The organism is Arthrobacter sp. JZ12 (assembly GCF_035189165.1).
GTDB lineage: Bacteria > Actinomycetota > Actinomycetes > Actinomycetales > Micrococcaceae > Arthrobacter_D.
In genome coordinates, this window is sequence record NZ_CP045246.1 from 923,247 (window position 1) to 936,964 (window position 13,718).

Below are 13,718 nucleotides of genomic sequence, written 5' to 3' on the forward strand. Positions count from 1 at the left end.
CCCAACGGCACCTCGGTCCCCGCTTCCGCTATCTCGATTGCGGCAGCGGGGACGAAGTCGACTGCCCGCCCCACCTCCTTCTAGAAGGGCGGGGGCTGCGTTGTGTAGGTTTTGCCTGCGGGTGAGGTGGCGGTGACTGTCCCCGGTTCAGGCTGGCTATATCGCCAATGTCCATTGGTCTTCAATGCGTGGTGTCTGCGGCACAGGCACGCCAGGTTGTCATGGTCGGTGTGCCCGCCCTGATGCCAGGGAACGGTGTGGTCGATCTCCGATGCGGTGGCGGTGCGATTGCATCCCGGATGCCTGCAAGTTCTGTCGCGGGCGCGGACCCAGTCCTGCAGATGTTTGGGTGGCCGATAACTCGTTCTGCCAACCGACAGGGGAGCGCCGGACTCAGGATGAGTAAGGATCCTGATGAAGGAGGACGCGTGTCCTGCAAGACGGGCGGCGGTGTCAGCGTCGATCGGACCGTATCCCTCGAGAACACTCGCTTCGCCGGCACCTGGCCCAGCACCCGCGTTGGTCGCCGCGCCAAGTCCAGCACCCGCCATGGTTCCGGAACCCGCACCTTCCACCACACCGGTGTTAGTACCCTCGCACGGTCCCGGTTCCCGACACGAGCCTGCCTCAGACCCCCGTAATCGCTCCAGCAGCGTCATGGCTGGAACTGTGATGTGCACCGTGGCGCCGACACTGCGGAAGCCTGTGCCGTCGTCGTTGTTTCCAGTACAGGTGTGCGTGAGCAGATCCGCAAAGACGTCGGCACGAAGCTGGGTGAGCGTGCGATCCTCGTCCGGGCACTGGAGGGAGCGCGCTGCGGCGTCCAATCGGTTATAGATCCCGCAGGCCTGCTCCGCGGGCAGGTAGGCGCTGAGCCAAGCCATGCCGTCGCGATCCGGTTCGAGCTGAACGCGACGGTCAGCCTCGGCCCGGGATTTTCGGACAGGCGCGGCCTGAGGATGCAGTAGTTCCCGGCGTACCCGCGCTCGACGAGCGAGTTTCGAAACCGTGGTGCACTCAGCAGCACTGACGAGGTCTTGTTCGAAGTCGGGCAGCACATCGGCCGGAACGCCCACACATTCCTCAACAACGGTGCTTGCATGCCGCCACGACATCTTGCCGTCCTCGAGGCTCGCCAGAGTGGGCTGATGACGTTGGACCAGAAGCCGGGACTGCTCAACAAGACTCCTGGCCGTTCTCATGGGAATGCGCAGCAGCGCTCCCACCTCTTCAGCTGCCAGGAACACCGCAAAGTCCTCGTCTGAATCAGCGCCACTGGGATCCTGCTTTCGGTCGTTACTCTGCTCGAAGAGTTCGCGAATCCGTTCGACCAGCCGGGCCTTTTGCGCGTCAGCCCAGCACTGCAGTTGGTTCAGGCGTTCGAGTGTGTCCACCGCCTGCTTCAAGTGCTCCAGGTCGCTGGTGACTGGCAACTCGACTACGCCCCACGGTCCGGCAGGAGCAGGCTCGTCAGTGCCTTCCCAAATCTGCCCCGGGGACGGCGGGACGGAGGGCTCTTCTGCCCACCCGTCCGTGGGTCCAGCGGATGAGCGCGCACGGGAGGCACCCGCACCGGAAGCCCCTCCAGCAGCCGCGAACCCCTCCGAATAACCCATGACCCCACACCATCACCCACCTCCGACATTTCTGCAGCACCCGATTCAAGCACCCAAGCCAGTCGCTCAAACCCCCGCAAACCGGCGTGCCCGAAAGCGCTCGTGGATGATGGCGCGGGTAGTGTCGTACGTAGGAAAATCATGCAAGGAGACAGTCGTGGCTGACACAGCTGAGAACGAGAATCAGGGCGGTTCCGGCGGCGGAGAACGTCGTGCGGCGATGCGGTCCGAAGAGACCGTCGGCGGCTTCACCCGGGTTCGTGAGACCGGCTACCCCATGCGGAAGGCCAGCACGCTGCCCGATCTCAGCTCCTACTCCTCCGCGGAGGACCGCCCGCGTGGAGGTGCCTCCCGTGTGAACCGGCCCGATTCCAACGACGACGACGGCACTCGCAACGAGCCTTACACGCGTCTCATCGCCGCACCGTCTGAGGACGGATCCACCCAGTTAGTGCCCGGCCGCGACGGTCAGGTGTCCGGCCGGAGCGAGACCGACGGCGAGGAGGTCGAGGCTAACCCAACCGAGCCCGACCGCCTTGCATCTGAAGATTCAGCAGCCGACGCCGCCCAATCTCCGACCGACTCCAGCGAGCCCACAAGCGATTCGAACCAGCTCGACCGCGACGAGCAGACGTCCGGTCTGCATGAGGCCGGCGCAAGCCGGGACGACGCGAGCACCGCAAGCCGTGACGAGGCGAGCACCGCTACGATCCCAGTCGCGATGCCGACAGGGTCCACCCCGGCCGAGCTCGTCACCGCAGCCAACACCTCCGACCGGGTGGATTCATCCGGCAAGTCCGCCGGCGGCTCGCACGTTTACGGGGCACCCAACCCCCAGGACGCCACGAACAATTTGAGCCCCCGTCTCGGCGAAGACCCGAATCCCGACACCTCCAGCCTCTCCATCCGCCCGCCGGAGGAGGACGTCACCCGCAGGGCAAGCCAGCGCGACGAAGCCGCCGCCGCCAAGCCGCTCCTTCCCCGCATCCTACAGGTGGTGGTGGCCGTGTTCTTCCCGGTCATCCTCCTCGCGGCTGCGGTCCGTGCCGTCACCACCCCGCTGTTCCTCTGGATTGAATACCACCGCCCCGGATTCCCTGCCGACAGCTACGGTTTCAGTACCGAGGACCGGATGACGTACGGCTCCTACGCCATGGACTACATCGTCAACTGGGCTCCCGCACGCTACCTCGGTGACCTCGTCAACACCGACGGTGACCAACTCTTCCTCGACAGCGAAGTCGGCCACATGGCCGACGTGAAACTCGTGCTGTCCACCGGCTTTGTTGTGGCGACGGTACTGGCGCTCATCGCAATCCTCTCCTGCGTCTACCTTGCACGCCGCTACCCGGGAGGTGTCCGCAGAGCACTCTTCGCAGGCGCCGCGGCAACCCTGCTTCTGGCTGTCGCGCTCGCCGTCGTTGCCATACTTGCCTGGGAAACGTTCTTCACCCAGGTGCACGCCCTGTTCTTCGCCGACGGCACGTGGACTTTCCGCCTCGACGACACCCTGATCAGGCTCTTCCCCGCACAGTTCTGGATTGACGCGGCCGGTGCAGTCGGCGCGCTGGTGTTGATCGTCGCCGGCCTCACACTCGCCTTCACCTGGCCCACGGGCTCGCGGCGAGACCGCTCTGCGCGTGCCTATGCCGCCCGTCGCGCCAACAGCGGCATCTGACCGGGCTTTTCAGAGCACGGACGACGACGCCGGCGGCGCGGGAAGCGGCCATCTCACCGCACGCGCGCCGCCGCAAGCAGCTACCTCACCCCGCGCGCCGGCTCCAGCGCGGCTACTGCGCGTACAGCTTCTCGACGTCGGCGCTGTAGTCCTCCAGAACAGCAGCTTTCTTCAATTTGAGGGTTGGGGTCAGGTGCCCCGAGTCGAGGGTGAACTCGGTATCGAGGATCTCGAACTTCCGGATCTGTTCTGCACGTGACACCATCTCGTTCGCTTCGTCGACTGCTTGCTGCACCTCGGCACGAAGCGCCTCGTGCGGCACTGGAGTGCTGTGTCCGTGTGCATGTGCCCAGGTCTGCACCGCCTCGCCGTCGAGCGTTACCAGCGCTGCAATGAAGGGGCGGTTGTCGCCAACTACAAGCGCGTGCGCCACGAGCGGGTGTTCCCGCAGCTTCTCCTCGAGCGGACCCGGTGCCACGTTTTTGCCCGCGGCGGTCACCAACAGGTCCTTCTTGCGGCCGGTGATAGTGAGGAAGCCGTCTTCGTCGAGGCTGCCGAGGTCGCCCGTTCGGAAGAAGCCGTCCTCAGTGAAGGCTTCCGCGTTGGCGGCCTCATTGTTGTGGTAACCCTTGAAGACACCGACGCCACGCACCTGTACTTCACCGTCCGCGTCGATCCGGATGGTGCTGCCCGGCATGGGAATGCCCACGGTTCCGATCCGCGTAAGTGCCACCGGGTTGACCGTGCAGGGTGCGGTGGACTCGGTCAGCCCGTACCCCTCCAGAACGTTCACGCCTGCACCGCGGAAGAAGTGTGCCAGATGCTCGCTGAGCGGGCTGGCACCGGATACCGTATACGTCACCTCTCCGCCGAACACTGCACGGAGCTTCGGGTACAGCACCCGGTCGAACAGCGCGTGCTTCAACCGCAGCGGAAGCGACGGTCCCCGCCCGCCGCGCGCAGCGTTATCCAGCGCCTGCGAGTACGCCACAGCGGTATCCGCCGCGGCAGTGAACAGCTTGCCCTTGCCGGCGGCCTCGGCCTTCTGGGCTGCCGTACTGTAGATCTTCTCGAAGATCCGCGGCACCACCAGCAGGAACTTGGGCTTGTAAACCGCGAGATCCTCAAGAAGCTCCGTGGCGTTACTGGTGTGACCGAGCTTCACGCCCCCGGCAACACACACCAGCTGCACCGCCCGCGCCAGCACGTGCGCGAGCGGCAGGAACATGATGGTTCGGGCGTTCTCCTCGCGCAGCAGCTCGGGCAGGAACTCGATCGTGTTCACGGCAAACAGCGCGAAGTTTCCGTGCGTGATCTCGCAACCCTTGGGCCTGCCCGTGGTCCCCGACGTGTAGACCAGCGACGCAACATCCGCCAGCGTCCGGCTGCTCCGTGCCGCTTCCAGCGCCTCGTCCGTCACGGACTTGCCCTCGGCGACCAGCGTGGCGAAGGAGGTGGCGCCGTCGTCGTAATTCATCAGCACCGGCTCGACGTCCGGCCGTGCCTGCCGCACTATGGCTGCCTTCTCACCGTTCTCAACGAGAACGACGACGGCGGCAGCGTCCTCCAGAATCCAGCTAACCTGGTGTGCCGAGGAGGTTTCGTAGATGGGAACGGTGACGCCGCCGGCGAACCAGATTGCGAGGTCGGCCAGGGTCCACTCGTAGCGGGTCTTCGACATGACGGCCACACCGTCACCCGGCTGCACGCCGCGGGCGAGCAGACCCTTGGCGAGTGCCCGGACCTGGTCGAGGAACGACTCGGCGGAGATATCCCGCCAGGACCCCGCTTCCTTCACCGCATACAGCGGCGCCTGCGGAGCCCGCTGGTGCTGGGCGAGCAGCAGGTCGGTGACGTTTGACTCGGCGGGCAGATCGACGAGGAGATCGGTGGAGGATTCACGCATCGGCTGGAGCTCACTTTCCCTCGGAGGCATCTGGTTGCGTCGGTGGCGGCTGATTGCTTCGGATAGTGGTCGAATCGTGAGCAGCGGCACGGCGGGAATTCCGAAACGCATCAGACCCAGCTGGGCATCCACATGCGTACGTTCCACTGCTCGTAGGTGATGGTTTCGGCGGTCCAGATGGGCAGGAAGTACGCCGACAGCAACAGTGCCAGCGCAACATAGCCGCCCACGAGCACAATACCGCCCCGGCGCCGCCAGACGGCATCACCGGGACTGCCGAGCGCGAGCCCCAGAACGTAGGTGAGGGCAAGGATCAGGAAGGGTTCGAAGGAGATGGCGTAGAAGTAGAACATGGTGCGGTCGGGGAACAGGAACCACGGCAGGTAGCCGGCAGCAACACCGGAGAGGATGGCCCCGGCCCGCCAGTCGCGCCTGCCGAGCCAGAACAGCAGCACCGCGATCAGCGAAAGCGCAGCCGCCCACCAGATCAGCGGGTTCCCCACCACGTTCACGGTCTGGGAACAGGCGTCGGCTCCGCAATCCAGCCCCTCGTTCTCATAGAGAAAAAGCGTGGGCCTGCCGAGCAGCAGCCAGGACCAGGCCGTTGCCTCATACGGGTGCTCCGAGCTGAGCCCCTGGTGGAACGAGTACGCGCTGCGGTGATACTCCGCGAGCGACCGCAGGGGAGCCGGGACCCAGTCCCACAAAGGATCAGGATTCTGCTCGGCCCACTGCCGGTTGTAGGCGTCGGAGGACAGGAACCAGCCCGTCCAGGTTGCCAGGTACACGGCCAGTCCCAGCGGCACGATCGAAACGAAAGCCTGCAGCCCGTCACGCACGATAGCGCCACGCACCCAGCGCCGCACCCCCACCGTTCGACGCGCTGCCATATCCCACAGCACCGTCATGAGCCCGAAGACCGCGATGAACGGCAGCGCGGACCACTTGGTTCCCAACGCCAGTCCTAGCGCCACTCCGGCGGCTATGCGCCACGGCCGCAATCCAAGCCAGGGGCCGTACAGCAATTCCTCGCGGCTCGGCATGCCACGCACCTGGGCCGACCGGGCCAGCAGGGCGGCCAGCCGCCGTCGTGCCTGGAAGCGATCCTGTACCAGGGCAGCGAAAGCGACCAGCACCCAGAACATGAGGAAGACATCGAGCAGCGACGTACGTGAGTGGACGAGGTGGTGGCCGTCCACCGCCATCAGCAAGCCGGCGATGGCACCCAGCACCGGCGACCCGAACAGCCGCTGCGCCACGAACGCCAGGATGAGGATGGAGAGCGTACCCACCACGGCCGCTGAAAACCGCCAGGCGAACGGATTTTCCGGGCCGAACAGTGCGAGCCCGACCGCGATCATCCACTTGCCCACGGGAGGATGCACCACATAATCAGGGGTTCCGAGGATGATGTCCACATTCCCCGTGTTGAAGTCCGCATCCGCCTCTTCGGGCCACTCGCGCTCGTAGCCGGAGAGCAGGAAGGAGTAAGCGTCCTTCACGTAATAGGTCTCGTCAAACACCAGCGAATCCGGCTCACCGAGCCGGACGAACCGCAGTACCCCGCCGATCAGCGAAACCAGTACCGGCAGCAGCCAGCCCCACAGTCCAAAGCGCAACTGCTCGCCGAGGAGCCGTCTGCGCAGCACCCGCTCGGAGAAAGCCGTTCTCGCCGGAACAACCCACTGCCGCTGAAAGTCCTGGCGAGGGACGGTGGCTGTGGTGGTTTGGCTCACCGGATCATCGTAGCGAGCGCCTCTGACAGTTCCCGGACAGTAGGCTGAACTGGTGACGGAACATAACGACGACGGCGGTGACCGGGCGGCAGGGCGGGCCGACACCGACGACGCAGAGGCAACCCTCGAATCGGCAGTCCTCCCAAACTCCACCTCCGGGCGCGGCACCATCGTGCTCGCCGCAACGCCGATCGGGAACCTGGGGGACGCGACCTATCGTCTGGTCTCGCTCTTGGAGACCGCCGACGTCATCGCAGCCGAGGACACCCGCCGGCTCCAGCGGCTGATTTCCGCCCTCGAGGTGACACCGCGGGGCCGAACGCTCAGCTATCACGAACACAATGAAGCTTCCCGCACTCCGGAACTGCTGGACCTGGTCAACGCCGGCGCAACCCTCCTGCTGGTGACCGACGCCGGCATGCCGTCCGTCTCCGATCCCGGCTTCCGACTGGTCGAGGCGGCAGCCGAACGCGGCATCCCGGTCACCGTGGCGCCCGGCCCGTCCGCTGTCCTCACCGCGCTCGCGCTGTCGGGACTTCCCACGGACCGTTTCTGCTTCGAGGGCTTCCTGCCGCGCAAGACGGGGGAGCGGTCCGCCCGGCTGTCCGATCTTCGCGCCGAGCGCCGCACCATGGTGTTCTTCGAAGCGCCCCATCGTCTCGAGGCGATGATCCGCGCCCTGCACACCGAGTTCGGGCCCGACCGTCCAGCCTGTGTCACGCGCGAGCTCACCAAGCTCCACGAGGAAGTGATCCGAGGGCCCCTCCAGCACCTGCTCGAGTGGGTGGAAGGTGCCTCAGTGCGCGGGGAGATCGCCGTCGTCGTCGGTGGTGCGCCGGAAGAGGCGCCGTCCGCGCCGGAAGACCACGTGGGCGCGGTGAACGAGCTGATGAATCAGGGCTTGCGCCTCAAGGAGGCCGTGGCGGCTGTTGCGGAGGACGCGCGGGTGAGCAAGCGCGAGCTGTACGCCGCCGTCGTCGCTGCCCGGAAGTAGTTGCGCGTCGCCCGGAAGCGGCTGCCCGAAAGTAGAGGCCTCAGCCGCTGTGCAGAATCACAGAGGTTCCGGGCATCCGTGGTGCAGGTTTGCATGGACAGTGTTGAGAACGCGGGGCTAGCGTGAGTGTCCGAAGGCACATTTCTCGCCTCGAACACCTGCACCGTCGATCGTAAAGGCTCCGGCATGACCATCACCGCCCAGCGCGAACAAGATCTCCTGTCCACGGTTCCCACGGGTCTGCTGATCGGCGGCCAGTGGCGCGATGCTTCGAACGGCAAAACGTTCGACGTCGAGGACCCCGCAACCGGCAAGACCCTCGTCTCCATTGCCGACGCAACCCCCGAGGACGGCAAGGCTGCACTCGACGCCGCCGTCGCCGCTCAGGACGAATGGGCCCGCACCGCACCCCGCGAGCGCGGTGAAATTCTGCGCCGCGCCTTCGAGATGGTGACCGAGCGCGCCGAGGACTTCGCCCTCCTCATGACCATGGAAATGGGCAAGCCCCTGGCCGAGGCACGCGGCGAGGTCACCTACGCCGCCGAGTTCCTCCGCTGGTTCTCGGAGGAAGCCGTCCGCATGTCCGGACGTTACTCCACCTCGCCCGACGGCAAGTCCCGCATCCTCGTGACCAAGAAGCCGGTGGGCCCGTGCCTGCTCATCACGCCGTGGAACTTCCCCCTGGCGATGGCCACGCGCAAGATAGCTCCCGCCGTCGCCGCCGGCTGCACCATGGTTCTCAAGCCCGCCAACCTGACTCCGCTCACCTCGCTACTGTTCGCCACGGTCCTCGAGGAAGCCGGGCTGCCCGCAGGCGTCCTCAACATTGTGAGCACCACCAGCGCCGGCCAGGTCACTGGCCCGCTCATCAAGGACAGCCGCCTGCGTAAGCTGTCCTTCACGGGTTCGACGCCGGTGGGTCGCCGCCTGCTGGCCGACGCCTCGGAAAATGTCCTGCGCACCTCAATGGAACTCGGCGGTAACGCCCCGTTCCTGGTCTTCGAGGACGCTGACCTGGACAAGGCAGTGGACGGCGCCATGGCCGCCAAGCTCCGCAACATGGGCGAGGCCTGCACCGCTGCCAACCGGTTCATCGTGCACGAGTCCATCGCTGCCGAGTTCGCCGACCGGCTCGCCGCCCGCATGGAGGACGTCACCCCCGGCCGCGGCACCGAGGACTCCACCAAGCTCGGCCCGCTGATCGACGGCAAGAGCCGCGACGCCGTACACGCCCTGGTGCAGGACGCGGTCGACGCCGGTGCCTCCTGCCTTGCAGGCGGTGCGCCCGTGGACGGACCCGGCTACTTCTACCCGGCGACCGTGCTGACCGACGTGCCGTCGTCGTCGCGCATCCTGCAGGAGGAAATCTTCGGGCCGGTTGCGCCCATCGTGACCTTCTCCACCGAGGACGAAGCCGTGCGGCTGGCCAACAACACCGAGTACGGCCTGGTGGCCTACGTCTTCACGCGCGACCTGAACCGCGGCCTGCGGATGGGTGAGCGGCTTGACACCGGCATGCTCGGCCTGAATGCCGGCGTCATCTCCAACGCTGCGGCACCGTTCGGGGGCGTGAAGCAGTCGGGCCTGGGCCGCGAGGGCGGCGAAGAGGGCATCGAGGAGTACCTCTACACCCAGTACGTGGGCATCGCGGACCCCACCGCGAGCTAGCGTTCGCGCTGGACCGTCCCGGATTGCCCGGGTTCTGATCCGGCGAGGTCAATCGGACGGCGTGTCGCGCATGACACGCCGTCCGGCCAGCCAGAAGGTGGGCAAGATGGCCCGCCGGCGAGGCCGAGGTGATCAGGCCCCGAGGCGATCACATCCGGGCGCGGGCGGCCTCTTCACTGCGCTGCGCACCGAACGGCTGCCACAGCGACCGGGGCCAGAACCGCGCCCGCAGCCGCACCCGCGACGACGCCGACGACGCCAACGCCTCCGTCACCGCCCGAACATCGTCCCAGCTGTTGCCGGCCCGGGGGTCGGGTCCGGCCAGCTCGGCGTACTCCTCTTCCTCGTACGCCCGGCGCAGCCGCTCCAGCGCCGCAGCAGCGGATTCGTCCGAGCTGACCTTGCCCGTAAAGACCCGCTCCAGCACCCGCTCCCTCACCCGCTGCTCGAACGAGCGCGGCGTGTCCGTGGGCAGCATCGGAACACCGTAGTCAGCGGCAATCTCCACCGTTTCCGCCCACGCGACGGTCGCTGTACCCACTCCTTCCGCGTCGGAAGTGATCGAACGACGACGGCGCGCCGTTCGCATCATCCGCACGGTCATCGGCGTGAACGCCAGCAGCACCAGCACGCCCAAAAGCGCGAGCCCAAGCGCGGAGCTGCGTTCGGTGCCCTCCCGCACCTCCTGCGCGGTCTCCACCTCCTCCTCCGCCTGCGCCGAGGGACTGGCGGTGGACGGTGGAACCACTCCGGTTCCCGGGTTCAGGTTGTCGCTGTTGACCGGCGGAGTGGCGGGGTCCAGGGAAGAAAGAGCGTAGTCGGGCACGACGCCGCGTGATGGGGTGGGCTCGAACTGCACCCAGCCGACGCCCTCGAAGTACAGCTCGGGCCAGGCATGGGCGTCCTTGGAGTTGACCGCGAACTCGGTGAATTCGGTCCCGTTCGGGCCCACGAACACCTCACCCGTGGGTGTGCCGGGGGAGTAGCCCACCGCAACGCGGCTGGGAATTCCGGCGATGCGCGCCATCACTGCCATGGTCCCGGCATAGTGCACGCAGTAACCGGAGCGGGACTCGAGGAACCGTGCCATCACGTCCAGGCTGTTCCCGTCGTAGCCGCCGTCCACCGGGGCATCAACTGAGTAGACGAAGGACGGCCCACGCAGGAAGCTCTGGATGGCCAGGGCCTGCCGGTACGGGTTGGAGATACCGTCGATTACGGAGGCCGTGGTGTCACGGATGACCCCGGGCATGGAGTCCGGCAGTGCAAGGAACTGCTCCGGCACCGATGACGGGTCGGCCGCCGGGATGGCCTGCAGCCGCTCACGTGTGAGGTTGGGCTCGGTGCTCTCCACCAGGTAGTCCTGCTCGGCGGTGGATCCGCCGTCGATCGCCAGGATGCTGAGGTTCCCCGGATCCCACGCCCACTGTCCGCGCAGCCCGTTGATGGAGACCGGCGCGTACGGGGCCAGCAGCCAGGGGCTGGTGAAGCTTTCGGTGTCGATCCGGGTCAGGACCGGATTCCCGCCAGGCTGGGTCTCCGACGACATCTCCTCCACACCCGCAATTCGCTGCCCGAGCCGCTGGTCAGGCTCCCAGCGCTGCCCGCTGAAGTCCTCCAGGGTGACGGATCGCAGGTAGAGCGGATCCTCCGCCGTCGTTGCGTATTCGATGCGGCCAAAGCCGTTGGGATTGCGCAGGTCGTTGCCCAGCGTGACGATCGGGTTCAGGCCGGTGGCCGTTCCCCACAGGTTCACGCGGGCGCCCTGCGGGAACGCGCCCGTATTGAACCCGGGGATGGCAAGCGGCAGCACGACGGCGATGCCCACCGCCAGCGCACCGATCACCATCCCGCGCGACAGATGGGCGCCCGACAGTTCCTGCGAGGACGCCGACTCCAGCCGCGCCTCCCGCCAGTGTGCACAGCCGAGCAGCAGCAGGAAACCCGCCGCTGCAACAATGAACGAGGGCACCCCCACACTGTTGATCCGCACGACGGCGGGAACCACCAGAATCGCCAGCAGCGCCAGTCCCGCCGTGGCGGGCATGCGCAGGGTGTTGGCCAGCGTGTCCACCAGGATTGCGATGAGCCCGACTCCGGCACACACCACCAGGAACAGGCCCTGCCCCGGCAGCACCGGAGCCACCTGGGACACCACGGTGTTCTCCGCGTGTCCGAGCAGGATCGCCAGCCGCCCGGTGAAACCCTCACCCGGCAGGACGCCAAGGATGCTCTGGCCGGGGAAGAACTGCCAGATCAGCGACCCCGCAAGCGCCAAAATCCCGGCAAGCGGCGCAAAGTACCCGGGCAGGCGCCACACGCGGGTGAGCGCCATCCAGAAGAGCACGGTTGCCACGGTCACCAGGACCGGTGTGAACCATTCGGACCCGAAGATGACTCCGGTGAGGCTCAATGATGTGAGCATTACTGCCGCCAACGACGCCGCGCTCACGAGCAGGTGCCAGTAGTTCCGTCGCGGCTTCTCGGGAGCGGTGGGAAGGATGCGTTGTGCCTGCCCTTCGGCGGGACGGGAGAGTGTGGCGGTCATGCCCTTGCTCCTGTGCTAGCTGGGTTCGCTTGGCCGGATGTGCCCACCGGGGCGCCAATCGAGGCGCCGGGACCAGCACTAACGCCACCCGAGAGGGTGGTCTTCGCGGTGGAGGACGTTACGGTTCCAGGCGCGTCGAAGTGGGCCCACGCCGTCGCCAGTGACGCACTGGGCGTCACGGCGACAACATGCCAGCCCGCGTTGCGGAGGATGTCCATGACCCCGTGGAGGTTGCGCGGGTGTTCGGAGACGAGGATCGCGAAGGACTGTGAACCGTACTCCGCCGCCGGACCAAGCTCGCGCGCCTCCTGCTCGGTGATGGATCCGAGCAGCGCGATGAGCGGCCCGTGGTGCTTCAGCAGGGCGAGCTTGTCCAGCATGGCGTCTCCGAAGGCAACCCCGTGCGAGGCGCCACTGTTTCCGATCCGGCGGGACGATCCCGCCTTGGACCCGGAGAGCCCGGACTCGCCGGAACCGGATACGCGACGCGAGCCGGCCTGTCTCGAGCCCGCCTGTCTCGAGCCTGAGGACCGCTTCGACGGGTCCGGCAGCAGGTCGAGGGCGGCCAGGCCCTGCGCGATGCTGTGCTGCCCGCTCATGCCCACGAACTCCTCGTCCTCGGGCCAGGGCGCGGAAACGGACCGCCGCAGCGCGGGCGATCCGGTCTCGTCCACAAAGCGCAGGGCATAGCTGCGCTCAAGCAGGTGAGCGCTGATCGAGACCGCCGCAACTACCGCCCATTCGAAGGTGGGGGAGGAGAGGACGCCGGCGTCGGCGTCGTGATCCCCACCGAATGCGGACAAGAAACCTGACCCGTGGCTAGCCTGCCGCTGGTCCAGGATCAGGGTGGCCTCGGGCGTTGTAACCGATTCCTCCTGGCGGACCATGAGCTCGTTGTGCCGGGCGGTCGCGGCCCAGTGGACACGGCGCATGGGGTCACCGTGGCGGTATTCGCGGGTCATGACGTCGTCGTCGCTGGGGTTGGCGTTGCGCCGGGTCACCGAATTGCCGTCGGTCCCACGCACCCCGGTGAGCGGCGAGTAGGGCAGTTCGATCGGCGCCGGGGTGACCACCAGGCGGTCCGTCCCGCCCAGGGTGTGGCGGGAGACGCCGAGGCCGAAGGGGTCGGTGAAGCCTGCGGTGACAGGGCCGACGTCGTACACGCCCCGCGCGGCCGAGCGCAGCCGGTACTCATACAGGCTGACTCCGCTGGGAGTGGGATGCCGGGCCGGGAAGTGGAATTCGGGGGCCTCACCAAAGCGCTGCGGCAGCTGCTCCTGCATGGTCACGGAGCCGCCGAGGGGGCCGTCGGACGCGACGGAGAGGGTCACCGTGGTGGTGAAGCCGGTCTCCATGGTCTGTGGGGCGAAGGTCCGGTGGACCGTGAAGCGCGGTTTGACCAGCCGGAGCACTAGCACGGAAACCAGCGGCAGCAGGACCAGCAGGATCCCCAGGTAGAGCAGGTCGCGGCGCCCAAGGAACTGGGCGAGGAGCAGCGACACCACACCGGCGGCGGTCAGCCCCCAGCCCCTGGCGGTCAGGATGCGCGGCAGCCGCTCGACCAGTGCCATG

8 protein-coding genes are annotated in these 13,718 nt (G+C 67.0%); 3 read left to right on the forward strand and 5 right to left on the reverse strand.

What is annotated here, in order from left to right; genetic code table 11:
- Positions 1-80 precede the first annotated feature (80 nt).
- The gene (locus GC088_RS04410) at positions 81-1,616 is read right to left on the reverse strand and encodes an HNH endonuclease signature motif containing protein (RefSeq protein ID WP_323960846.1); all 1,536 of its coding nucleotides are present in this window, start codon (positions 1,614-1,616) and stop codon (positions 81-83) included.
- Between the two features lie 157 nt (positions 1,617-1,773).
- On the opposite strand from GC088_RS04410, the gene GC088_RS04415 reads away from it, so the two are divergent.
- Complete coding sequence (locus tag GC088_RS04415) at positions 1,774-3,294, forward strand: TIGR01906 family membrane protein (protein WP_323960848.1); 1,521 nt, start codon at positions 1,774-1,776, stop codon at positions 3,292-3,294.
- A gap of 112 nt (positions 3,295-3,406) precedes the next feature.
- Here the strand turns inward: GC088_RS04415 and GC088_RS04420 are convergent, their stop codons facing one another.
- Positions 3,407-5,200 carry an AMP-dependent synthetase/ligase gene (locus GC088_RS04420; RefSeq protein WP_323961931.1) on the reverse strand — a complete coding sequence of 598 codons (1,794 nt, stop codon included), beginning with the start codon at positions 5,198-5,200 and terminating at the stop codon, positions 3,407-3,409.
- A gap of 110 nt (positions 5,201-5,310) precedes the next feature.
- Positions 5,311-7,107: a dolichyl-phosphate-mannose--protein mannosyltransferase gene (locus GC088_RS04425; protein WP_416377496.1), complete on the reverse strand. Its 1,797-nt coding sequence runs from the start codon at positions 7,105-7,107 to the stop codon at positions 5,311-5,313.
- Here GC088_RS04425 and rsmI point away from each other — a divergent pair.
- Together rsmI and GC088_RS04435 are read left to right on the forward strand one after the other, a co-directional pair.
- Positions 7,106-7,930, forward strand: a complete 825-nt coding sequence (gene rsmI / locus GC088_RS04430; RefSeq protein WP_323961933.1) for a 16S rRNA (cytidine(1402)-2'-O)-methyltransferase — start codon at positions 7,106-7,108, stop codon at positions 7,928-7,930. The two genes, GC088_RS04425 and rsmI, sit on opposite strands and share 2 nt — an antisense overlap.
- Before the next feature lie 186 nt (positions 7,931-8,116).
- Positions 8,117-9,598, forward strand: coding sequence for an NAD-dependent succinate-semialdehyde dehydrogenase (locus tag GC088_RS04435; RefSeq protein ID WP_323960850.1), 1,482 nt, complete (start codon positions 8,117-8,119; stop codon positions 9,596-9,598).
- A gap of 148 nt (positions 9,599-9,746) precedes the next feature.
- Here GC088_RS04435 and GC088_RS04440 read toward each other — a convergent pair whose 3' ends face one another.
- Positions 9,747-12,146: a transglutaminase TgpA family protein gene (locus GC088_RS04440; protein ID WP_323960851.1), complete on the reverse strand. Its 2,400-nt coding sequence runs from the start codon at positions 12,144-12,146 to the stop codon at positions 9,747-9,749.
- On the reverse strand, positions 12,143-13,717 hold the full coding sequence (locus tag GC088_RS04445) for a DUF58 domain-containing protein (protein WP_323960852.1): 1,575 nt from the start codon (positions 13,715-13,717) through the stop codon (positions 12,143-12,145). Before GC088_RS04445 ends, GC088_RS04440 begins: the two co-directional genes overlap by 4 nt.
- Position 13,718 lies beyond the last annotated feature (1 nt).